The 23,445-nt window shown below is 45.4% G+C and carries 17 protein-coding genes; 5 read left to right on the plus strand and 12 right to left on the minus strand.

Annotated elements, in window-relative coordinates; genetic code table 11:
* Window positions 1-46: 46 nt before the first annotated feature.
* Window positions 47-742, minus strand: coding sequence for an NUDIX hydrolase (locus ACYVNW_RS07000; protein WP_460679131.1), 696 nt, complete (start codon window positions 740-742; stop codon window positions 47-49).
* 241 nt (window positions 743-983) lie between these two features.
* On the opposite strand from ACYVNW_RS07000, the gene ACYVNW_RS07005 reads away from it, so the two are divergent.
* From ACYVNW_RS07005 to ACYVNW_RS07015, 3 genes are all read left to right on the plus strand, one after another.
* Window positions 984-1,832, plus strand: coding sequence for a BadF/BadG/BcrA/BcrD ATPase family protein (locus tag ACYVNW_RS07005; protein ID WP_460679132.1), 849 nt, complete (start codon window positions 984-986; stop codon window positions 1,830-1,832).
* 13 nt (window positions 1,833-1,845) lie between these two features.
* Entirely contained in the window at window positions 1,846-2,841 is a 996-nt protein-coding gene (gene gap / locus ACYVNW_RS07010) for a type I glyceraldehyde-3-phosphate dehydrogenase (protein WP_460679133.1), read from the plus strand.
* Between the two features lie 123 nt (window positions 2,842-2,964).
* Window positions 2,965-3,489 carry a hypothetical protein gene (locus tag ACYVNW_RS07015; RefSeq protein WP_460679134.1) on the plus strand — a complete coding sequence of 175 codons (525 nt, stop codon included), beginning with the start codon at window positions 2,965-2,967 and terminating at the stop codon, window positions 3,487-3,489.
* Between the two features lie 397 nt (window positions 3,490-3,886).
* Here the strand turns inward: ACYVNW_RS07015 and ACYVNW_RS07020 are convergent, their stop codons facing one another.
* The 11 genes from ACYVNW_RS07020 to ACYVNW_RS07070 form a co-directional block, all read right to left on the minus strand.
* Window positions 3,887-4,291 (minus strand): hypothetical protein, encoded by a 405-nt coding sequence (locus ACYVNW_RS07020; RefSeq protein ID WP_460679135.1) that lies wholly within the window; start codon window positions 4,289-4,291, stop codon window positions 3,887-3,889.
* A 202-nt stretch (window positions 4,292-4,493) separates the two neighbouring features.
* Complete coding sequence (locus ACYVNW_RS07025) at window positions 4,494-5,030, minus strand: ferritin (protein WP_460679136.1); 537 nt, start codon at window positions 5,028-5,030, stop codon at window positions 4,494-4,496.
* Window positions 5,031-5,145: 115 nt separating this feature from the next.
* Window positions 5,146-5,508, minus strand: coding sequence for a hypothetical protein (locus ACYVNW_RS07030; RefSeq protein ID WP_460679137.1), 363 nt, complete (start codon window positions 5,506-5,508; stop codon window positions 5,146-5,148).
* Window positions 5,509-5,792: 284 nt separating this feature from the next.
* On the minus strand, window positions 5,793-5,981 hold the full coding sequence (locus tag ACYVNW_RS07035) for a hypothetical protein (protein ID WP_460679138.1): 189 nt from the start codon (window positions 5,979-5,981) through the stop codon (window positions 5,793-5,795).
* A gap of 128 nt (window positions 5,982-6,109) precedes the next feature.
* Window positions 6,110-8,452, minus strand: a complete 2,343-nt coding sequence (gene glgB / locus ACYVNW_RS07040; RefSeq protein ID WP_460679139.1) for a 1,4-alpha-glucan branching protein GlgB — start codon at window positions 8,450-8,452, stop codon at window positions 6,110-6,112.
* A 221-nt stretch (window positions 8,453-8,673) separates the two neighbouring features.
* Complete coding sequence (locus ACYVNW_RS07045; protein WP_460679140.1) at window positions 8,674-11,202, minus strand: glycoside hydrolase family 31 protein; 2,529 nt, start codon at window positions 11,200-11,202, stop codon at window positions 8,674-8,676.
* 115 nt (window positions 11,203-11,317) lie between these two features.
* The gene (locus ACYVNW_RS07050; protein ID WP_460679141.1) at window positions 11,318-12,685 is read right to left on the minus strand and encodes an MFS transporter; all 1,368 of its coding nucleotides are present in this window, start codon (window positions 12,683-12,685) and stop codon (window positions 11,318-11,320) included.
* A 154-nt stretch (window positions 12,686-12,839) separates the two neighbouring features.
* Window positions 12,840-14,561 (minus strand): alpha-amylase family glycosyl hydrolase, encoded by a 1,722-nt coding sequence (locus tag ACYVNW_RS07055; RefSeq protein WP_460679142.1) that lies wholly within the window; start codon window positions 14,559-14,561, stop codon window positions 12,840-12,842.
* A gap of 88 nt (window positions 14,562-14,649) precedes the next feature.
* The gene (locus tag ACYVNW_RS07060) at window positions 14,650-17,007 is read right to left on the minus strand and encodes a glycoside hydrolase family 65 protein (protein WP_460679143.1); all 2,358 of its coding nucleotides are present in this window, start codon (window positions 17,005-17,007) and stop codon (window positions 14,650-14,652) included.
* A 53-nt stretch (window positions 17,008-17,060) separates the two neighbouring features.
* The gene (gene pgmB, locus ACYVNW_RS07065) at window positions 17,061-17,717 is read right to left on the minus strand and encodes a beta-phosphoglucomutase (RefSeq protein WP_460679144.1); all 657 of its coding nucleotides are present in this window, start codon (window positions 17,715-17,717) and stop codon (window positions 17,061-17,063) included.
* Window positions 17,718-17,771: 54 nt separating this feature from the next.
* On the minus strand, window positions 17,772-19,628 hold the full coding sequence (locus ACYVNW_RS07070; protein ID WP_460679145.1) for a glycoside hydrolase family 13 protein: 1,857 nt from the start codon (window positions 19,626-19,628) through the stop codon (window positions 17,772-17,774).
* Window positions 19,629-19,799: 171 nt separating this feature from the next.
* Between ACYVNW_RS07070 and ACYVNW_RS07075 the strand changes: the two genes are divergently transcribed.
* Together ACYVNW_RS07075 and ACYVNW_RS07080 are read left to right on the plus strand one after the other, a co-directional pair.
* Window positions 19,800-20,315: a thermonuclease family protein gene (locus ACYVNW_RS07075; RefSeq protein WP_460679146.1), complete on the plus strand. Its 516-nt coding sequence runs from the start codon at window positions 19,800-19,802 to the stop codon at window positions 20,313-20,315.
* A 694-nt stretch (window positions 20,316-21,009) separates the two neighbouring features.
* On the plus strand, window positions 21,010-23,445 hold the full coding sequence (locus tag ACYVNW_RS07080) for a penicillin acylase family protein (protein ID WP_460679147.1): 2,436 nt from the start codon (window positions 21,010-21,012) through the stop codon (window positions 23,443-23,445).

Raw genomic sequence — 23,445 nt, forward strand, 5'->3', positions numbered from 1 at the left:
TTCTCTTTTATCAAAACTTCTACTCCCTCTTTAGGGGGCCGGGGGGCTAACTATCCAGATTCAATTCGTTTTGAAAGATCTTGGCGTATTTTCGGCGATCGAATTTATAGAGTTTGGCGGCGCGGTACGATACGTTTTTTTGCTTCTCGTCCAGCTCCTTTAAAAAGCCATAACTCAGCATCTTTTTACGGAAATTGCGCTTGTCCAGCTTTTTGTTCAGGATGGCTTCATATAACTGCTGCAGCTGCGTAAGCGTAAATTTCTCCGGCAGTAATTCAAAGGCAATGGGTTGATAGCTGAGGCGACGGCGGAGCTTATTAAAGCCGGTAGAAAAGATGGAGCTGTGATCAAACCCCAGCTTGGGTAAATCATTTACCGGGTGCCAGAAGGCCTTTTTGGCATAATCAGAAACCGGCCGCAGCTCCTTTTGCCCGTTAATGCGGATGAGCGCATAGTAAGCCACCGTAATTACACGCCCCTGCGGGTGGCGGTTTACATCGCCAAAGGTGTGAAACTGCTCCATGTGCAAATCGCGCAGGCCGGTAAGCTCATACAATATACGCTCGGCGGCCTCATCTACTCCTTCATCCTGCTTCACCAGGTAACCGGGCAGGGCCAGCCAGTCTTTAAAAGGTTCAGCGTTACGTTCGATCAATAATACCTTTAGCTCGCCGGCCTCAAAGCCGAAAATCACGCAATCTATTGATAAGGCCGATTCAAATTGGGGTAGATATTGTTCCAAACCTGTATGTTTTTAAGTGGTTAATTCAATTAATGCAAAGCAGTTGTTACCCTGTGAAATTGATATAACCATAGTGTAATTTTTACACTTTATATCTAAAAACACTAACACCTGTTTAGCAAATGTATTATCTTTGATTTAAATAACCAATGCGGGCGGCTAAAACATTTATCTTAAACGGTAAACTTTTAAAAGTTGCTATATTAGCGCCGCCACATGCTACCAAAGGCAATATATTTATATGATTGCAGTCATTTATAGCGGTTCTCAGCATGCCAACTGGCGGTTGGCAGATAAGGGAAAAACCATAGCCTCGTTTAAAACCAACGGGATTAATCCTTATTTTAATGATGAGAAAAGCATACTGCAGCTATTAAACAAAAACATTAGCCTGATACACCATGCCGAAGAAATAAAACGCATTTACTTTTTTGGCGCCGGCGCTTCAAACCCGCAATTAAAAGCGGTCATCAGCAATGCGATGTCTTCGTTCTTTAAATACGCTAAGGTGAGCATTGAGCACGATATACAGGGCGCTGCCATAGCCTGCTGCAAAGATGATGAAGGTATTGTATGCATTTGCGGCAGCGGTTCAAATGCCGCCTGGTATAACGGCAAAAAAATTAAGCCTAATAATTACGGCCTGGGTTATATTCTGGCCGATGAAGGTTCGGGCAACTGGCTGGGCCGCCAGCTGATTAAGGCGTATATGAATGAAACCTTACCGGCCGACATCCACAAAAAGTTTGTGAAGAAGTATGATGTAGACCGGCGCATCCTTTTGGAGAAGGTGTACCGCCAAAAGCAGCCGGCTTTGTACCTCAGCTCGTTCAACAGCTTTTTTGCCGAGCATAAGGAGCACCCGTATATTAAAGAAACCATAAAGCAGGGTTTTCATCAATTGTTAAGCACCTATACCCTGCCCCTGAAAAAGCAGTACCCCAATGCCCCTATTCATTTTACCGGCTCGGTGGCCGATGATTTTAAGGAATATCTGGAGGAGGCTGCGGGCGAGCTGAACCTTGAAATTAAATACATTTTACGAGAACCAATACACAGTTTATTAAGTTACTATTCAAACAAGAATTAATTAAAACAAAATCATGAAAATAGGAATTAACGGATTCGGCCGTATCGGCCGCCTTGCTTTCAGGGCTGCCATTCAGCGCGAAGGTGTTGAAGTTGTAGGGATCAACGATTTGGTTGAACCAGATTACATGGCTTACATGTTAAAATACGACTCAACTCACGGTAAGTTTGACGGTACCATTGCTGTTGAAAACGGCAACCTGGTGGTAAACGGCCAAACCATCCGCGTAACTGCAGAAAAAGACCCTGCCAACCTGAAATGGAATGAAGTAGGTGCCGAAGTTGTAATTGAGTCAACCGGCTTATTCTTAACCAAAGAAACTGCCCAGAAACACATCGATGCCGGTGCCAAACGCGTAGTAATGAGCGCCCCAGCAAAAGATGATACCCGTACCTTTGTAATGGGTGTAAACCATAAAGAACTGAAAGCCGAAGATACCATTGTATCAAACGCATCTTGTACTACCAACTGTTTAGCGCCTGTGGCTAAAGTACTGAATGATAAATTCGGTATTGAAGAAGGCCTGATGAGCACTGTACACGCGGTTACTGCTACTCAAAAAACAGTTGACGGCCCATCGGCTAAAGACTGGAGAGGCGGCCGTGGTGCTTACCAGAACATCATCCCTTCATCAACCGGTGCAGCTAAAGCGGTATCATTGGTAATCCCTGAGCTGAAAGGCAAATTAACCGGTATGTCGTTCCGCGTACCAGTGCCAGACGTATCAGTAGTGGATTTAACCGTGAAGCTGAAAAACAGCGCTTCTTACGAGGACATCAAAAATGCCATGAAAGAAGCCTCTGAAGGCGAACTGAAAGGCATTTTAGGTTATACTGAAGATGAAGTAGTATCAGACGACTTTAAAGGTGATGCACGCACTTCCATCTTCGATGCCAAAGCCGGTATCGCCCTGAACGAAAACTTTGTGAAAGTGGTAGCCTGGTACGATAACGAGTGGGGTTACTCTAACAAACTGATCGACTTAGTACAAGAATTAGGTAAATTATAATTGCTTTTGTAATTTTGAATATTGCAAAGCCGGCTTTTAGTCGGCTTTGTTTGTTTTGTGAGACTTTCCTGATCAAAAGGTTAAACTATTCACGTTGTGTAATAACAATGAATTTCGTATGATATGGATTTTATAAAGTTTGTAGAAGAATTTAATCGTATAAAACCTGATGTTTCTGAATTAATCGATATAGATCCAACCATATCAACAGAAGTTGTAAATGAATTGATACATGATTATGATTTGCAAATCATATGTATTAAAGAAAGCGAAGATCCTCTATTCAACCTGATATCAAACACCAATATATGTAATTTATACTTTTGCTCAATTATCTTCAGTAACGACTTTCAAACTGACGAAGAACTGGTAAAGATTGGTTACTGCGTAGAGAAGGCGGACATATACTTGGATTGTAAAACGAATACAGTAACATTTTTATCCTTCAAAGAATATTTAAGGTTTGAAACTAATGCGGTTATTCCATCAAATGAGTTTGTTGAATTTTTATTAAAATACCTTGAAATATATTTTAATAAAACGTTCAGGAAAAACGGTGAGCAAAGGTATATTCATCAAATTACAACAACAGCAGAATTAAAAACTAACTACTTATTTAACATCCTACTTGAAGAGTTGGAGATATAACTGCTTTGATTGCTTTTCTGCCTGCCTGTGGTCAGTGTTATCACCGCACCCCGCAAGCAGATCATACTACAGAATGGTAGGCTGATAACACCAACCACAGGTGATAAATTACTTCCACTGTGCGCATGCATCCCTAAGCTGTTAACGTTCCACTCCCACGTCATGCTGAGGCGCTCGAAGCATGGGTGCATAGGCCGCTGCTATGTAAGTCTCTGCACCTACCCTTCGACGGGGCTTAGGCTGACAGCGTTGCTGCTGTCTATGATTAGTAAGGGGATCATATTACACAAAATATAATTTTTTGCTGCCTGTGGTCGGTGTTATCACCGTACCACCCGCAGGCAGGTCAAACTGTGCAGAGTGGTGCGGTGATAACACCGATCATAGTCAAAAAAAATTATTTCCGTATCAAGTCATATTGGTAAATGGACGAAGCGCCTTGCCGCATCAAAACTAAACTATCTTTGGAAACTCCATAGCTATAATCGCCTGATAGGTTGTACTTCCAGTTCATATCGCTTTGCTTAACAGTATCTACAAAAGAAAGAGCGTCATCTTTAACCGTGTAAGTTCCGGCTCTTTTGGACGTAACATTGTCTATAGTAATGGTTGACGTAAATCCCGATCCCGACGACAGTACCAGTGTCATATTCCCTCTCACATCAGCCGGTGATGTAGCGCTTAAGTAGACCATGCGAACGGTACCCTGATAAGAACCTGACAAGTTTTTGGCGGTATGGTCCTTTTTGCAACTGGTTAATAGTAGAGCAATGGCAACTAAAGAAAAGTATAGTTTTCGCATTATGGTTTAAGTTGGAGTTGGGTAAAGATAACAATCAGATTTAAAACTATAAATCACTATTAAGCTTATTACACTTCTCCTTGCGCTCGTTATAGACGAGCACAAGGAAAGCAATAAAAGGCCATAAAAAAGACCGCTGCAAGATTACAGCGGTCTTTTTTTTATAGCCAGCATAACTGACCAAACTATCAAAACGGTAAGCTTATTCAGCCGCTTCGCTGTCGTACTTAATTTTGTTCACGTGCTTGTCAATTTCCCAGCGGCCGGTGCCTTCTTCGCCAATTACTTCGAACAGTTCCAGAGCGCGGCGGGCTTTGTATTCTTCTTCGCGCTGCTCTTTCAGGAACCAGTTGAGAAATTCCATGGTCACGAAATCCTGCTCGCGCAGGCAGCTGCTGTAAATATTTTTGAACGACTGGGTAATGGCTACCTCCTGCTCCAATGCTTCTTCAAATACCTCGCGGAACGCGTTGTATTCAATGCGAATGTTGGTTACCTCAGGTGATATGGCGGTGCCGCCCATATCCAGAACATATTTAAACAGTTTTAACTGGTGGTAACGCTCTTCTTCGGCCTGTTTAAAAAAGTATTCAGAAGAGTAGTCAAAGCCGTTGGCATTACACCAGGAGGCCATGGCCAGATATATAGATGAAGACTTGGCTTCTTTTTGAATTTGCTGGTTTAAAAGCGTTTCAATATCGCTGGAAAGCAGGCTTTTAATGCGGACTAAATCTTTCATAACACTTGTAATTATACTAAGTACGGGGTTGATACAGAAGGTGTATTACAATAATAGTGCTATAAACAGCAGCTGGAATAATTTAAGTGCAATATGAAATGAGTCTAAATCGCACTTAAGCAATACAACGGTACAAACTGTCGTGAATCAGCTTATTCAATTCCAGCATAGCGAAAGTGCCTTGCAGCAATTCTTTAAACGCAATAATTTGCAGCAAGGATAATACGTAGCAATCATCGCAGGCACAAATGAATATAATCTCCAAATCGGGCGATTTGGCACTGCTCAGCAAACGCTCTTCAATATCAATCTGGTAAATGGATTTTTTGAGCTTCTGCAAATTGTTGTAGTTAAACTTAGCCAATTTACCCGCAAAATCTACATACCAACAACCTTTGCGGTCACACTGGTATACAGTGCCCTTACCAGTGCTGAACACATCCGTCCAGGTTGATGATTTTACGATTGTAGCTGACATTTGTTGAAGAACACAAATGTTCAAATTATTTATACTTAATCCAAATAAATAATCTAAATCCAGCAAATATTGAGCTTGTAAATACGAGTGTTCATGAACGTTCACGGGTGTTCACGAGCGTTCACGCCCATCAGTTTTAATTATAAGGAAAACTGCATATTTACTCATAAAATTATGATCAATAGCTTATTACAAGTATTTTAAGTTTTCTTCAGTTAAATTCCACTTACTTAAACGTCATAAAAAGCGTTCACAAGTGTTCACAACACGTGAACGTGAACACCTTACATCATTTCCTGGTCTTTCTTCTCGTGATAGGTCTTGTAAGCTAAGTAAAACAATAACAAAGAAGGCAAAAAGTACACAACCGAAATGGTGTGCAATGAAGGATACTCGGTGTACAATCGATACGCCGCCAGCAAAAATGCAATCAAGCCGCCGGCAAGATACAGGTAGAAGAATTTAGAGGCCATATTCATTTAAACACATCAACCGCAAAATTGATTGATATGGGAATAATTGCTCTATACTATTGCCAGTCATACCACCAAATCTGCAAACTTATCAACAACAAAAATGCCGGCTTTTGGCCGGCATCTGCTTATTCTGATATATCCTTTTTAAACACCACAGCACCCAAAGGCGGCACGGTAATTTGCAACGAATCGGCGCGGCCATGCCAGCGCTCGGCTTCAGTTTGTAATGGCATTGAGTTATCTACACCACTCCCCCAGTATAACTTACTGTCCGAATTGTAAATCTCTGCCCACCGGCCTTCACTTGGCGCGCCTACGCGGTAATGGTAATGCACATTGGGTGTCATGTTCAGTACCACAATCAGGTCATCCGCATCGTTATTCCCTTTGCGGGCAAATACTACAACAGAATCATTCACGTTGCCGCCATCTATCCATTCGAAACCGCTGGCGTCAAATTGCTTTTCATATAAAGCAGGCTCAGTACGGTACAAACGGTTTAGGGCTTTTACACTTTCTTTAATTCCCTGGTGGCACTCATGCTCCAGCATCCACCAGTCTAACGATTTGCTGAAATCCCACTCGTGGCCCTGCCCGAACTCGGCACCCATAAACAGTAACTTGGTGCCAGGGTGGGTAAACATATAGCTGTATAACAGGCGCAGGTTGGCAAATTTCTGCCACTCATCGCCCGGCATCTTATTCAGCATAGATTGTTTGCCATATACCACTTCATCGTGCGAAAAGGGCAGCATGAAGTTTTCGGTAAAGGCATATAATAAGCTAAAGGTCAGCTCGCTATGGTGATGTTTGCGAAAGATAGGATCGAGCTTGAAATAGTTGATACTATCATGCATCCAGCCCATCATCCACTTCATGCCAAAGCCCAGACCGCCGGTATATACCGGCCGGCTTACGCCGTTGAACGAGGTAGACTCTTCGGCAATGGTTTGCACATCGGGATAGGCATTATATACCGCCATATTAAATTCCTTCAGGAACTCAATAGCTTCGAGGTTCTCATTACCACCGTGTATGTTCGGCTCCCACTCCCCTGCATTACGTGAGTAATCAAGGTACAGCATAGATGCTACAGCATCTACCCGAAGGGCATCCACATGGTAACGGTTGAGCCAGAATAAGGCGTTACTGATTAAGAATGCCTTTACCTCATTACGCCCGTAATTGAAGATATAAGATTTCCAATCCGGGTGAAAGCCTTTTTGCGGCGAAGCATGTTCATACAGGTGCGTACCGTCAAACTGGTACAGGCCGTGCGCATCTCCCGGGAAGTGTGATGGTACCCAGTCCATAATTACCCCAATACCGGCCTGGTGCAGGCGCTCTACCAAGTACATCAATTGCTGTGGGGTACCATAACGCGATGAGGCCGCAAAGTAACCCGTAATCTGGTAACCCCAGCTTGGGTAATATGGGTGCTCCATTAAAGGCATAAACTCTACGTGCGTAAAGCCCATCTCTTTAATATAAGGCACCAGTCGGTCGGCCACCTCGTCATAAGTATAAAAGTCGTTCGGGCTTTCTACATTACGTGCCCAAGAACCCAAGTGCATTTCGTAAACCGAAAAGGGCTTGTCCAGCGCATTGTACTCATAGCGGCTAATCATCCACTCGCGGTCCTGCCACTCGTAATAAGTATCGCCTATAATAGAGGCCGTACGCGGCGGCTCTTCCCAGCGCAGGGCAAAAGGGTCTGCTTTCTGTAATTTCTCGCCGGTGTTGGAGTGAATAAAATATTTATATACTTCGCCGTTGCCTACATCAGGGATAAAACCTTCCCAAATGCCTGATTCATCCCAACGGCCAAATAAGGCATTTGAACCCTCGTTCCAGCCATTAAAGTTACCGATTACTGATACGTATTGTGCGTTGGGTGCCCATACGGCAAAGTAAGTACCGGTAACGCCTTCGTGCTGAACCACATGTGAACCGAATTTTTCGTATAAATTATAATGCTTGCCTGCTTTAAACAGATAAATATCAAAATCAGTAAAACGGCTGTAAGCTTCTACTGCATTAAGACCGTGACGTGCCTGCGATAAATGCAGCAGTTCGGCAGCAGCAGAACTTTCGTTTACCTGTGTGCCTGCATCAGTACTTTCAGGATCCACTGCTGGCAGCGGTTTTGGGGCTTTAGCGGTACGCTGCGGTTTGGTTGTGGTAATCTCAGCTGCTTGCGGCGTATTTAAAGCGGTTTTAGTTTTGCGTGGCTTCGGCGTTTTCACAGGTTCATCCTGCGGGAAAGTTTCGGCGGGCGCAGCCGCCCCGGCTTTGGCTTTTGCCTTAGTTGCTTTCGGCTTTACTGTTTTTACCGGCTCACTTTCCGAAAAGGGCGTGTCGGCCGACAGCTCTTCCGCTGCTTTCTTTTTACGCTTTGCAGGTACTGGTTTTACATTTTCATCTGCTGCAGGTTGCTCAGCAAGTGGTTCTTTCGTTTTTTTTGCCATAATTGAGGTAGAAGACTTTCAGGCTTTTACAATGGGGACTGCATTTGCTACAGATGATGTGTTAACATAGGCCATGTCCCGTTGTTTTACTTCCTGCAAGGTAATGATTAGTACAGGAACTTTATAAAATATGTGAAATGCACTAAGTCCTGCTGCGGCTGGCATCAAATAAAACGGGGCAAGTTTATGCTTGCCCCGCCAATATTATTCGTGCTATTAATCTATTTCAAAATCTCTATCTGTTTGAAATTTTTGGTGTATTTAAAGTCAACCACCCCGGCGTTATCAATAGTAAAATGTACCACCTCGCTGCCATTGATGATAATTTTCGAAGGTTTAAACGGCAAACCCAATACATTAAAATGGTAATTATCATAACGCGGCGTGTACAAACCTTCTGAAGTTTGCTGCACGGTTAAGCTGCTCTCTTTACCATTGACTACAAATTTCTTTTCCAGGTAAATGTCCTGCTCGTAAGCAAAAGTTTCACCGTAATCTTCGAATAAGAAAGAGTTTACCTCATATTCAGAATAGTAAATATTCAGCTTTACTTCCTCAATCTCTTTTTCACCGGTGTATTGCATTACTGGATATTCAGGTATCACCGATCCTGCCTTGATGAAAAGCGGAATAGTTTCGAGCGGCGTTAAAACCACTATTTCTCTACCGCCTTCTACCAGTTCATTGGTCCAGAAATTATACCAGCTGCCTGCGGGCAAGTATACACGTCTGCTGGTTTGGCCGGGCTCCATCACCGGGCAAACCAAAATTTTATCACCGTAGGTAAATTCATCCTGGCGGGCCTGGTTGGTGCGGTTATCCTGTTCCTGCATTACTACCGGGCGCAAAATAGGGAAACCATAACGGTGATGCTCCCAGAATACAGAGTACAGGTATGGAATTAACCGGTAACGCAATTCAATAAACTTACGATTGATGGCTGTATACGGTTCCCCGAAACTCCAGGGTTCGCGCTCCTTGGTATCACCGGCGGAGTGCGCACGCATGAAGGGTGAGAAAGTGCCCATCTGTATCCAGCGGGTAAACAGTTCACCATCCGGCTCGCCGCTAAAGCCGCCGATATCGGTACCACAAAAGGATATGCCCGACATAGATAAACGCTGGCATTGCAGGTTACCCAAACGCAGGTGCTCCCACGAGGCCACATTATCACCCGTCCAAACTGATGAGTAACGCTGTAAACCTGAGTAACCCGCGCGGGTAATGGTAAACGGCCGCTTGTTTTTCATAATTTTGCGCAAGCCCTCGTAAGTAGCGCGTACCATCTGCATACCATAAACGTTATGCGCCTTGCGGTGCGAGCCACGGAAACCATCGTACTGGTGGCGCACATCATCAGGGAAAGTACCGGCGCCGAAAACGGCCGGCTCATTCATATCATTCCACACGCCGGCTACGCCCATTTGCACCAACTCATCAAATAAACCGCCCCACCAGGTACGTACCTCAGGGTTGGTAAAATCGGGGAACTGGCAGCGACCAGGCCATACGTGGCCTTCCATAAAGTAATCATCGCTGCGGCGGCAGAAATAGCGTTTTTCTTTGCCTTCTTTAAATACCCAGTAATTATCATCTACCCGTATACCCGGGTCAATAATCACCACCGTTTTAAAGCCTTGCGCTGTGAGTTCCTTGATCATCTTTTTCGGATCAGGGAAATACTTACGGTTCCAGGTAAAGCAGCGGTAGCCATCCATGTAATCAATATCCAAGTAGATACCGTCACATGGTATTTTATTTTCGCGGAAGCCCTTAGCTACCGTTTTCACTTTTGATTCGGGATAATAACTCCAGCGGCACTGATGATAACCCAGCGCCCAGAGCGGTGGCATAGGGTGTGTGCCTGTTAATGAAGCATAGCGCTTCACCACATCCATCATGTGCGGACCATGGATGTAATAATACTGTAGTTCGCCGCCATCGGCCCAAAAGCTGGTTTTGCTGCGGTCTTCGGCACCAAAATCAAAATGGCTTTTAAAGGTATTATCGAAGAAAATACCATGGGCAATGCCATCATTCAGACTGATATAAAATGGAATACTGCGATAAATGGGATCCTGACCCCAGCCGAATGAATATGCGTCGGTATTCCAGTTTTTTAAACGCTTGCCGCGCAGGTTGAGATCTGTAGGTTTATCGCCTAAGCCATAAAAAGCCTCATCGTTGTGGCAAACTTTGGTACCGAATACATAATAACCACCAAACTGCACATTCTCTTCCCAGTGCATCGGTGCTGCATCGGCACTGGTTACATGGTTTTGTTTATCAGAAAAGGAAATATAAAAATTCTCCTTACTGATATGGCAATTTACCGTAGTGGTGGAAATGCGGTATTCTTTTTCATCCTCGAATAAATCAACCACCTGGGGTTTCGATTTCAATTCGGGTACGGCATAAGAAAACTCTTCGAGGAATACACCATGCGGGGCTAAACGTACCCGGATAATTTCATCGCTTACCACTACGATTTCTACACGGGCATCGCCATCAGTTACAAAGAATCGGTTGCCCGATTGCTCAGTATGATTGGGTATGCCCAGATATTTTTTTACAATCGGCTTTAATGCGGCTACAGGGTTATTTACGTGATGAAAAACTTCTTCCTCTTCTTCCTGTACAGTGGCTATAGTTTGCGCATCTTCAATTTTTTCGGCAGCTTCTTTATCTGCCAGTATCTTGCTGGTAATCCGTTCGGGGTTTAAATCAGATTTTAGTATATCTTCTTCCATTCAAACAATCAATTAGGGCGCTGCAAGATAAAAAATCTTGCTTTGATGAAAAAAATTAAGGTTTAGTTTTATAAACACCCCAATAATTACGCCATTCGGAGGAAAAAAACTTCAACTATGATGGATTTTTTATACGAACATCGTGGTTGTCTTGCACATACAATACAGAAACCGCTGCGCAGAACATAAAAACACCTGCCAATACCAAAGCATAAATGGTGTGGTTGTGGTAAAAATATTTCACAATTGGGCCACCTATTACCCCATTTACAATTTGGGGTATGGTGATAAAGAAGTTAAATATGCCCATATAAACACCCATTTTTTGCGCAGGGATAGAGCCGGAGAGTATAGCATAAGGCATAGCCAGAATGCTGCCCCAAGCCAGGCCGATACCCACCATAGGCAACCACAGTAAATCGGGGCTTTGAATAAAGAACATAGATACGTATCCTATTCCGCCTGCCACGAGCGACAAAGCGTGAGCTATTTTGCGGCTGGTAGCGCGTGCCAAGGCTGGCAATACCATAGCATAAAGGGCGGCAACACCATTGTATACGCCAAACAGAAAACTCACATGGTCGCCGGCTTGGTTAAATAATTTTGAAGAATGGTCATTCAGCGGCACATGGTAGATATGGTCAGCTACGGCCGGTGAGGTAAACACCCACATAGAAAACAACGCAAACCACGAAAAGAACTGCACCAAACCCAACTGGCGCATGGTACGTGGCATTTGCGCTAAATCGTTGAAAATTTCATTCAGGCCACCCGTCTTGGTAGCCTTTTCTGGCTCAGGTGCATGAAAACGGGCGTATTCTTCTGGTGAATATTCTCGGGTTTTCATCACCGTCCACAAAATAGTAAGTAACAGGACAACCGCGCCTATATAAAATGAATAAAGCACATTAGGCGGCACATGCGATGGAGGCGCTGTGTTGGGCACCTCCAAATAATCATACAATAGCTTAGGTAATACCGAACCAACCACTGCACCTATGCCAATCAAAAACGTTTGTACCGAAAAACCTGCACTGCGCTGACTATCGGGCAGGTTATCTCCTACTAATGCCCTGAACGGTTCCATCGCCACATTAATGGAGGCATCCATAATCATCAGCATACCGGCACCTACCACTAATGGTGGTATAAACGCAGCCAGCATAGCCGAGTTAGGCATAAAAAATAAAGCAATTGCCGATAGTATAGCACCGGTTAAAAAGTAAGGCTTGCGCCGGCCCAGGCGGTTCCAAGTACGATCGCTGTAATGGCCGATGATGGGCTGTACAATAATACCAGTGATAGGCGCCGCCAACCAAAACCACGACAGGTGCTCTACATCGGCCCCGAAAGTTTGCAGGATGCGGCTGGCATTACCGTTTTGCAGCGCCAACCCAAACTGTATACCCAAAAAGCCGAAGCTCATGTTCCAGATTTGCCAGAAACTCAGCCTGGGTTTCGGGGCTGCTGTAAGTGTTGCCATGGGTTGGATTGATGTTGATGGGATAAATATCTTAAAATATATAGTTTGTCATTGCGAGCGGCAGCGTGGCAACCGCTTGCTATACAGAGGCGCAGATGCCTCCGTGCGGTTGCCACGCTATCGCTCGCAATGACAAGATGGAACTTTTCGCCGTTCAAAATTTCAGAAGCATTCCACTCATTGCCGGCAAAGTCACATTTACACTGCCTGATATGTTATCGGTGTTGATTATTTTGCCGCTCAGCAAATCTTTAAAACTCTGGGCACCGCTTAGCTTTAACTGCTGCAGTAAGTCTTCCGGCAGTTTTACCTGTAAATTTTGTTCGGTACGGTTAAAATTAGTGAGCACTAATATACGCTCCTGTTCGGTGTAACGCAAATACAGGTACAGGCGGGTATTAAAGCCGCTGCTATGCTCATTGGCCATCATCAATTCGTAAAACTTACCATTTCTTAACGCATCGCTATTTTTTACGGTGTTAAGTAAGTTACTATAAAAGCTGCGTAGCTGTTGTTGCTGGTCGGATAAGCCTCCACCATCATAAGCGCCCTGGTTCACCCATTTTTGGTGCTCAGGCACACCCCAGTAGTCAAAAATAGTAGTACGGCCATCGCTGCCGCTAAAGCCTTCGTTACCTGCTCCTGGCTCGCCTACCTCCTGCCCGAAATAAATCATTACCGGGCCACGGTTCAGGGTAGCGGTTACTACCATGCCCGGAATGGCCAGCATCGGGTCGCCGGCAAAATCCGGACTGCCAATGCGCTGCTCATCATGATTCTCCATAAAGCGCAGCATATGCTCATCTATATCTTTGGCATCGTGGTTCCACACGCGGTTGATATCCCAGGTATTGGCCTGCGGCTCGTTGCGGGTGAGGCGGCGTATGGCATCATACAAACCCACTTTATCGTACAAATAATCGAAGCCGCCATTGTTGATATAATCATGGTATTTACCGGCATCATACGCCTCGCCGATAAAAATCAGGTTCGGAAACTCAGTTTTTAACCGGGCAGTCACCCAATGCCAGAACTCGGTGGGCACCATCTCTACCATGTCGCAGCGGAAACCATCTACCCCCTTTTGTGCCCAAAAATGCAATATGGCGTGCATTTTAAACCACAGCGGCGGCACCGGCTCAAAATGCGGGGTACGATGATTCAGATAATCCACCCCATAATTCAATTTTACGGTTTCAAACCAATCATTCATAGAAGGCGTTGCACTGAATACATCGTTACCGGTGGCTTTGGCCGGATTTTCATTAAACGTTCCGTTTTTTAACGGACTATGAAAATCATCGCCGCCGGGGTTATAGCCGTTCGGTACCACAAAAGGCTGCCCGGGGGTATAATAAAAATCGTTTTTGGGGTCAAAGGCTTTAGTATTGTCATCGTCTTGCCCAATATCCCGCACTCCTGCAGGTTTGGCATCTGAAAAGTAATGACGGGCCACATGGTTGGGCACAAAATCCATCAGTACTTTTAAGCCATTGGCATGTGTGCGCTTAATTAAGGCTTCATACTCGACCATACGGTTCGGCACATCAACCGCCAGATCAGGGTCAACATCATAATAATCTTTAATGGCATAAGGAGAGCCGGCACGGCCTTTCACCACATCCGGGTCATCGGGCGCAATGCCAAATTTGCTGTAATCCGTCATGGTAGCGTGCTCAATGACACCCGTATACCATACATGAGAAAAGCCCATGGCTTTAATTTGCTGCAGTGCTTTATCGTTAATATCGTTAAATTTACCTACACCATTTTCTTCAACAGAACCGTAATATTTATTCACGGTTTTGGTGTTGCCAAACAGGCGCGGCAACAGCTGATAGATGATGAGTTTATGCTGAGGAGTAGAAGATTCCATTTTTTTATTAACCGTATGTTTTTGGGCATAGCCCGGATGGATGAATGTGAGAGCGATTAGTATTGCGAAAAGCTTGTGCTTTATCATACTATACATGTATTAAAACTTCGCCATTGGCTTTTACCAGATGCTCTTTGCCGTAAACCAACACAGCCACTTCAATACCTGAGCGATTAGTAATATGCACGCCCTCTTTGCTTACTTTCACATTCAGTAACGCTTCGCGGAAGCCAATGTGGAACGAAAAAGACTGCCATTTTCCCGGCAAAAACGGCTGGAAGGAAAGTTTCCCATCACGCACCCGCATACCGCCAAAACCTTCTACTACCGACATCCAGGTGCCGGCCATAGAGGTGGTATGGCAGCCGTCTTCGGTATCGTTGTTATAATCATCCAGATCCAGGCGCGAGGTGCGCAGGTAAAACTCGTAAGCCCGTGCCTCGTCGCCAAGCTTAGCCGCTAAAATGGCATGTACGCAAGGCGACAGCGATGACTCATGCACGGTGCGCGGCTCGTAAAAATCAAAGTTGCGGCGGATGGTGTCTGTATCGTACCGGTCCTCGAAGAAGTAGATGCCCTGCAGCACGTCGGCCTGTTTAATAAAGCAGGAACGCAGAATGCGGTCCCAGCTCCATTTTTGGTTAATAGGGCGCTCGGTAGCCGGCAAATCTTTTACTAATATCTGCTCCTTGTCCAGGTAGCCGTCTTGCTGTAAAAATACTTGCTGCCGCTCATCATACGGATAGTACATCTTTTCAATGATGTCTTTCCATTTAGCCACCTCGGCTTCTTCTTTGAAATTAATTCGGCTGATAAGTGCCTGATATTTTGGTGCATCAGCTGCTTTTACTTTTTCAATTATTTCAGCAGCGTATTGCATACACCAAACTGCCAGTGTATTGGTATACCAGTTGTTGTTGATGTTATTTTCGTACTCGTTTGGCCCGGTAACACCCAGCATCACATACTGCTGCCGTGCTTCAGACCAATTCACTCTTTGCGACCAGAAACGTGAAACAGCTATCAGTACCTCCAGCCCGTAATCGGTTAGATACTGCTCATCGCCGGTATAGCGTACGTAATTAAATATGGCATAGGCAATAGCGCCGTTACGGTGAATTTCCTCAAATGTGATCTCCCACTCGTTATGGCATTCGGCGCCATCCATGGTCACCATGGGGTACAATGCGGCACCATCTTTAAAACCTAATAAGGCGGCGTTTTCAATGGCTTTGCCTAATTGCTTATAGCGGTACAAAAGCAGGTTACGGGTAACTTTTTGTGGCGCAGTTGCCAGGTAAAATGGCACACAATAAGCCTCAGTATCCCAATAAGTAGAGCCGCCATACTTTTCGCCGGTAAAACCTTTAGGGCCGATGTTCAGGCGGTCATCCTCGCCGGTATAAGTTTGATTGAGCTGGAATATATTAAACCGGATGCCCTGCTGCGCCGAGGCATCACCTTCAATGATAATATCGTTGTGCTTCCATTTCTCAGCCCAGGCCGCAGCCTGTTCGGCAAGCATGGCATCGAATCCTTTCTGACTGATGCGCTGCAACACATCTTTCAATTTCGCTTCCAATTCAGCTGCATCATGATTTTGCGAAGATAAATTTGCAGCGTATTTGTAGATGGTAAGCGCCTGGCCCTGGTGTGCTTTTACATTGAACTGAGCGCCTACATATTTTTCTTTCTCAACAGCTTCAACATTAATATTTGCCGGCTTGTCATTTTGCGTTACAGCGTATAGCATCCCGGTGGCAACTTCGAAGCCTGTCTTCTTAGTACGCAGCTGCACAAAGCCGCCACTTTCGAAGCTGCCTTTTTTTACCTCATCCCAAAACTTTTCGTCGTAGTTGGCATCCTTGTTTTTCACATCGCCATCTACAAATGGCTCTATCCCGATGCTTCCAATAAAGTTTATTGGAGTTAAGGTGTAGCGGATGGCACCCGCCTCATCATCTACCATACTGCAAAAGCGGATGCTTTCTACCTGCACCTGCTTGCCCTGGTGGGTAGTGGCCGTAAAAGTACGCTTTAGGTAACCTTCCTTCATGTTCAGTTCGCGCCTGAACTGGTTGACTTCACAAGTGTTTAAATCCAGTAATTCATTATCAATAATGATATGGATACCTATCCAGTTGGCGGCGTTCAGTACCTTAGCAAAAAACTCGGGATAGCCATTTTTCCACCAGCCTACACGGGTTTTGTCGGGATAATATACCCCGGCCACATAGTTACCTTGCAGGGTTTCGCCGGTGTACGTTTCTTCAAAATTTGCCCGCTGCCCCATCCGGCCATTGCCGAGGCTGAAAATACTTTCTGATATTTTGTTATAATGAGTGTTGAAACCTTCTTCAATAATCTTCCACTCATCAATTTTTATATAGTCTTTTGCCCCCCGGCCCCCTGAAGGGGGAGCAGGAGTTATAGTTGTATCACTCATTTATCAATCTCGTTGTTTATTAAAATTTATCCACACCTTACTATATTCCCCCTTCAGGGGACCAGGGAGTCTAATCTTTCAATCGTCATTTCATTTAACCCGCCAATTACCAAATCAGCTTCGGTGAGCACGGCTGGATCACCTACGCCTACGGCTTTCATACCGCCGTTTTTGGCAGCCTGAACGCCGGCAATAGCATCTTCAAACACTACACACTTCTCAGGTGCTACACCTACGGCTTCGGCGCCTTTCAAAAACACTTCAGGATCAGGTTTGGCGGCGCTTACTTTGTTACCGTCAATAATGGCATCAAAATAACTTACCAATTGCACATTCTCCAGTATCATCATGGAATTTTTACTGGCCGAACCCAGGGCGGTTTTTAAACCGGCGGCACGGCAAGCTTCTAAAAACTCTTTAGCACCGGGCAGCACCTCATTGGGTTTCATGTGGCTAATCATCTCTACATACCAGTTGTTTTTGCGGGTAGCCAGTTCTTCGCGCTCGGCTTCTGTTTTAACAACGCCCCCCCATTCTAAAATAAGTTCGAGTGAACGCACGCGGCTTACGCCTTTCAGCTTCTCGTTGTCGTGCTCCGTAAAATCGAAGCCCAGTTCATTGGCCAGGCGCTTCCAGGCTTGGTAGTGATATACGGCGGTGTTTACAATAACACCATCCAGGTCAAATATGCAGGCTTGTATGTTACTCATGGATGCGTTAAGCGCCTTATATTACCTGGCACTTTTTATTTAATTTTAAATATATTAAGGTTGTAGTTCGAGCACTAAAGTGGATTTGCCCTTAAGCGTTAGTGAAGACAGGTCTACTGTTTCTCCGCTGATGACGTTTGTGGCCTTTTTCATATTAGCTATTCGCTCTTTATAACGTTCAGTGCCCACAGTAGTTTCCTTTTCATTGCTGTTGTAAACCACCATTACCGTTTTTTGCTTATCGTACCTGAAGTATACATATACGTTATTTTCGGGTATGTACTGCATTAGTTTACCGGTTTGCAGGGCCGGTGTGTTTTTGCGGTAATTGGCCAGTTTGCGCACATAGTCAAAAGCTTCGTTCTCTTTTTTATTACGACCCGCAGCCGTGAATTTGTTATTCTTGTCGCCAGCCCAGCCGCCCGGAAAATCTTCGCGTACCAAGCCATCGGGGTTGGAATAATTTTTCATCAGTATCTCGTCGCCGTAATACATCTGCGGTATGCCGCGCAGTGTAAGCAACAGGGCAAAACCAGATTTATATTTTTCAAAATCTTCGCCCACTACCGACAGGAAACGGCTCATATCATGGTTATCCAGAAAGATAACATTCTGGGTAGCATCTTTATACAGGAAATCCTGCGCCAACACGGCATAGAGGCGGTTCACACCATCTGTCCAGCCCGGTTTCCCGTTCAGGGCTTCAAAAATTGCATCTTTAATTACACCGTCGGTCACACCGGGCAGGTGGGTATCAAAACCCCGGTTCACCGTATTGCCACCGGTAAAAAAGGCTTGGTTAGCAGCCGACCATACCAGCGTTTCGCCATAAATGGAAAGTTTTGGAAACTCGGCCTTTACTTTCTGTGCCCAATCGGCCATGTAAGCTGCATCATTGTAAGGGTACGTGTCTAAACGGAAACCATCGATACCTGCATACTCTACCCACCAAATGTGGTTTTGGGTAAGGTAATTTTGCACATAGGGGTTATTCTCATTTAAATCAGCCATGCGGTGATCAAACCATCCGTCCAGCATTTTTTTCCGGTCTGACGGTGCAGCGTAAGGGTCCATCACCGCCATATCCCTGAAATTGGAGTTGGTATATTGAGGCCACTGGTGTACCCAGCTTTTCATGGGCATATCCTGTATCAGGTAGCTTTCGGTACCAATGTGATTATGTACCAAATCTTTTATCACTTTTAGGCCCATGGCATGGCAACGCTCCACGTATTGCTTGTACAGCTCATTGCTGCCGTAACGAGGGTCAATTTTATAATAATCGGTTACGGCATAACCATGGTAGGATGCGTGTGGTTCATCGTTCTCAATTTCGGGTGTCATCCAGATGGCGGTTACGCCCAAATCTTTCAGGTAATCCAAATGGTTCACCAAACCTAAGATGTCACCCCCGTGCCGGCTAAACATCGAGTCGCGGTGCAGGCCGGTTTCACGCATGTTTTGCACCACATCATTGCCGGGGTCGCCGTTGGCGAAACGGTCGGGCATCAACAGGTAAATTAAATCTTTATTGGTTACCCCCTGCTCCCGGTTGGTTGCATGATTGCGCGCTTTGAGCACATACGTATAGATAACATCCTTTTCGCCAAGCTTGGTAAATTTTATAGTAAAGCTGCCGGGTTTAGCTGTTGCCGCAATCTGCAAATCTAAAAAGAGGTAATTGTCATTTTCAACTTTATGCGCTACCTTTAGCTTTACACCCGGGTAGCTGAGTTGTGCCTGCCGCTCGCCTATGTGATTACCATGCACCAGTAACTGCAGGCTGGGGTTGCTCATGCCGGTCCACCAGTTCATAGGCTCCACCCGTTCTAAATCGGGCATTTGCGCTTTCAAGCCGGAAGCCGTTATTACCATCAGTGCAGCTGCTGACAGGATGTTTTTAATTAACATAAGTACAGGTTAAAATTTGGTTTTGCGGCCCTTACAGGAAGCCTGCGTGTCAAATTTATAATTAATTTAATTCCTTAACTTGCAATGTGTAAAATGTTTGCCTTGTATAGCAAACATTATCTGCCAGCAAGCGATTAATTATAAATTACTATATCTCACCTCTGCATACCAATGACCAAAAAGCTTATCCTTCTTTGCCTGTTATTACTGGGCGTAATCTTTTCCTGTAACCGAAACACCGACAAAAATTTATACCGGGTGATTAAAGTGAAGGACGGAGACACCATTGAAATTTTAAGCAGTGGCAACCAGCCCATCACGGTGCGGCTGGCCGAGATTGATTGCCCCGAGAAAACACAGGCCTTCGGGCAAAAGGCCAAGCAGTTCACTTCTGATCTTTGCTTCGGTAAAATGGTAAAAATCAGCAACGGTGAAAAAGACCGCTATGGCCGCACGGTAGCCACCGTTGAACTGGAAGACGGTACCAATGTAAATTACGAACTGGTAAAGAACGGCTATGCCTGGCAATATACCGCCTACTCTAAAAGCGCGGTGTTAGCCGAAATGCAGCAGGAAGCGCAAAATCAGCACCTGGGCTTGTGGAGCGCGCCACGCCCCACCCCGCCCTGGTTGTACCGGAAGCATAAAAAGAGTAAGAAAGAGAAGGAATACGATTATGCGGAGTGATGTTTTTTGAGTGTGCTTTGTTGAGTTTGTGCTTATTGAATGTTGATGTTCTTTTGTCTTGATACAAAAGAACCAAAAAATCAGGTCGAGCCTGCTTAGGCTTTTTGCCGCACGGGGCCACCGCTGCAAAGGCTGGCAGCACCACAGGCTGTTTAGTGTTTGCGTATGAACAGATGGTGCTTTGCCCGTTGGTAGTGCAAATACTAAAAGGCCTCTCCCTTACGCGCAGGGCCACCATGTGCTGCCCGCCTTTCGCCCAAAGCTGAGAGGCTGACAGAGGAAGAGAATTAAGAGCAAAGAGCCAAGAATAAAGAAAGAAGAAGTCAGCAATAGGTCGCCCCTGCGTCATTGCGAGGAACGAAGCAATCTCTATACGTCAAGTAAAAGCATTAAGCAGAGAGATTGCTTCGTTCCTCGCAATGACGTGCATTAAAATAGCGTGTCTAAACAAATGCCTTTCCACCCAGGCGCGGTGGACTGGCAGAAACCGCCCGGGCCATGCGGTGGCCTCGTGCGGACGAAGGATTGTTTCTGCCTTGATTTTTTGTTACTTTTTGATCAAGCAAAAAGTAAACTGACATTCATTAAAGCTCAAACTCTAACAATGCGAATAGCAGCAATCGCCAAAGTAACACTTATCCCATCACCTCATACAAATTCCCCTTATATTCGTACTCATACCAACACCATCTTCATGAAACTCATCAAAGCTTTGTTCTCCCTTGCCATTACCGGCGTATTGATTTGGGCCTTACAAACCAAGTTTGGAGCCATTCCGCCGCTGGGTAAATTCCTGAACCCAACTACCGGTTTCTGGCAAAATGCAGAAAGCATGAAGCCCGGCAATGATGAGAAGATTGATATTAAAGGCTTGGACGGACAGGTTACAGTCCGGTTTGATGAAAATCATATACCGCATGTATTTGCGCAAAACGAACATGATTTGTATATGGCGCAAGGCTACCTTACCACCCGTGATCGCCTGTGGCAGATGGATATTCAAACCCGAAGTGCAGCCGGCCGGCTGGCCGAAGTGGTGGGACCATCGGCACTAAGCATTGACCGCTACCACCGGCGTATGGGAATGGTATATGGTGCAGAAAATACCATCCGACAAATGATGCAGGACCCGGTAACCCGGCGTATGCTGCTGGCTTATACGGCTGGCGTAAACAGTTACATTCGTTCCCTTTCGCCTGCTGAGTATCCAATTGAGTTTAAACTGCTCAATTATGCGCCTGAAGAATGGCAGCCTATTAATTGTGCTTTTTTATTAAAGCTAATGTCGGAAACTTTAGCCGGCGGCTCAGACGAGTTTGCCATGAGTAATGTTTTGAACAAGTTCGGACCAGAGGTGGTTAAGAACCTGTTCCCTGATTACCCTTACCGAGAGGAACCCATCATTCCTAAAGGCACCCCCTGGAATTTCAAACCGCTATCCGTGCCAAAACCTTCGGACAGTTTTATGCAGCAAATGCACAGCCAGGTAAAAACCCGGCAGAAAGTAGACGGTATTGGCAGTAACAATTGGGCGGTAAGCGGCAGCAAAACTGCAACAGGCTACCCCATGCTGGCCAACGATCCGCATTTGCACCTTACCTTTCCATCCATCTGGTACCAGATACAACTGGCAGCGCCGGGAGTGAATGTAAATGGTGTTTCGCTACCGGGAGCGCCGGGCATCATCATTGGCTATAACCAAAAAGTGAGTTGGGGTGTGACCAATGTAGATGCCGATGTACTTGACTGGTATCAAATCAATTTTAAAGATAATACCCGCAATGCTTACTGGTATAATAACCGCTGGAACCCGGTTAAAAAGCGCGTTGAAGTGATTAAGGTAAAGGGCCAGCCCGATGTAATAGATACGGTACTATACACGCATCATGGCCCGGTGGTGTACACCGAAGCTGCACAAAAAGGCAAAAGCGGCAGGGAAAACGTTCCGATTAATGCAGCACTCCGGTGGATAGCACACGATGCCTCCAACGAGTTCATGACTTTTTATCTGCTTAACAGAGCGCAAAACTATAATGATTACCGCAAGGCGCTCACCTACTATACCGCCCCGGCCCAGAACTTTGTTTTCGCCGATGCCGATAAAGATATTGCTATTACCCCCAACGGAAAACTTCCTTTGAAGTTTAAAGACCAGGGCAAGTTTTTGTTAGATGGAAGCGACCCCGGCAACGACTGGCACGGCTGGATTCCGGCTGATCAAAACCCGACGGCCAAAAACCCGGCGCAGGGATATCTGGCTTCGGCTAACCAATCATCAACTGATCCGTCTTATCCTTATTACATTAACTGGCAGTTTGGTAGTTATCAGCGAGGCAAACGTATTAACAACCGGTTAACTGCGATGAACAAAATTACGGTGGATAGTATGCGCCGCCTGCAACTGGATGATTACAGCATACATGCCTATGATGTGCTCCCTGCCATGTTGAGGTATGTAGACAGTACCAAGCTAACACCACAACAGCAAAAAGCCTATACATTAGTTAAACACTGGAATCTGCGCTTCAGCCAGGATGCCATAGGAGCAACGGTATTTCAATTATGGTGGCAGCGTTTGGATGGTATGATTTGGGATGAATTCGGCAGCGATGAAGACAACCTTCGTCACCCCTCGCGCGACCGTACAGTGGAGCTGATTTTGCACGAGCCGCAATCCAAATGGTTTGACAATGCCACCACGCCCGGTAAAGAAACCTGCGAGGACATCATTAGCAATGCTTTCAATACTACAGTTGATGAACTGGTACGCCAGCATGGCCAGCCGGGCGCTCACTGGGCCTGGAGTAAATTCAAAGGCTCACACATCGACCATCTGGCCAGTTTGCCTGCCTTTGGCAGCGGTAAATTCATAGCCGGAGGTTCGGGCGGTGTCATTAATGCCTTAACAGAAACCACCGGCCCATCCTGGCGCATGGTGGTACAACTGGGGCCTCAGGTAAAAGGGTTTGGTGTGTATCCCGGCGGGCAGTCGGGCAACCCGGGCAGCCCTTATTATAAAAACATGCTGCAAACCTGGCAAAGTGGGCAGCTTAATGAGTTATTGTACCTGCAATCAGCTACTGAAGCTTCTAAACGTATTACTTCTACCCTAACCTTAAATAAAAAGTAA

This window comes from Mucilaginibacter koreensis (assembly GCF_054783355.1).

Excerpts from the sequence above, each read along its gene's own strand:
- ACYVNW_RS07030 (WP_460679137.1), bottom strand. The coding sequence starts at position 5,508 with ATGTCAGCTACAATCGTAAAATCATCAACCTGGACGGATGTGTTCAGC.
- ACYVNW_RS07005 (WP_460679132.1), top strand. The coding sequence starts at position 984 with ATGATTGCAGTCATTTATAGCGGTTCTCAGCATGCCAACTGGCGGTTG.
- gap (WP_460679133.1), top strand. The coding sequence starts at position 1,846 with ATGAAAATAGGAATTAACGGATTCGGCCGTATCGGCCGCCTTGCTTTC.
- glgB (WP_460679139.1), bottom strand. The coding sequence starts at position 8,452 with ATGGCAAAAAAAACGAAAGAACCACTTGCTGAGCAACCTGCAGCAGAT.
- ACYVNW_RS07015 (WP_460679134.1), top strand. The coding sequence starts at position 2,965 with ATGGATTTTATAAAGTTTGTAGAAGAATTTAATCGTATAAAACCTGAT.
- ACYVNW_RS07055 (WP_460679142.1), bottom strand. The coding sequence starts at position 14,561 with ATGGAATCTTCTACTCCTCAGCATAAACTCATCATCTATCAGCTGTTG.
- ACYVNW_RS07060 (WP_460679143.1), bottom strand. The coding sequence starts at position 17,007 with ATGAGTGATACAACTATAACTCCTGCTCCCCCTTCAGGGGGCCGGGGG.
- ACYVNW_RS07080 (WP_460679147.1), top strand. The coding sequence starts at position 21,010 with ATGAAACTCATCAAAGCTTTGTTCTCCCTTGCCATTACCGGCGTATTG.
- ACYVNW_RS07020 (WP_460679135.1), bottom strand. The coding sequence starts at position 4,291 with ATGCGAAAACTATACTTTTCTTTAGTTGCCATTGCTCTACTATTAACC.
- ACYVNW_RS07050 (WP_460679141.1), bottom strand. The coding sequence starts at position 12,685 with ATGGCAACACTTACAGCAGCCCCGAAACCCAGGCTGAGTTTCTGGCAA.
- ACYVNW_RS07035 (WP_460679138.1), bottom strand. The coding sequence starts at position 5,981 with ATGGCCTCTAAATTCTTCTACCTGTATCTTGCCGGCGGCTTGATTGCA.
- ACYVNW_RS07045 (WP_460679140.1), bottom strand. The coding sequence starts at position 11,202 with ATGGAAGAAGATATACTAAAATCTGATTTAAACCCCGAACGGATTACC.
- ACYVNW_RS07070 (WP_460679145.1), bottom strand. The coding sequence starts at position 19,628 with ATGTTAATTAAAAACATCCTGTCAGCAGCTGCACTGATGGTAATAACG.
- ACYVNW_RS07025 (WP_460679136.1), bottom strand. The coding sequence starts at position 5,030 with ATGAAAGATTTAGTCCGCATTAAAAGCCTGCTTTCCAGCGATATTGAA.
- ACYVNW_RS07075 (WP_460679146.1), top strand. The coding sequence starts at position 19,800 with ATGACCAAAAAGCTTATCCTTCTTTGCCTGTTATTACTGGGCGTAATC.
- pgmB (WP_460679144.1), bottom strand. The coding sequence starts at position 17,717 with ATGAGTAACATACAAGCCTGCATATTTGACCTGGATGGTGTTATTGTA.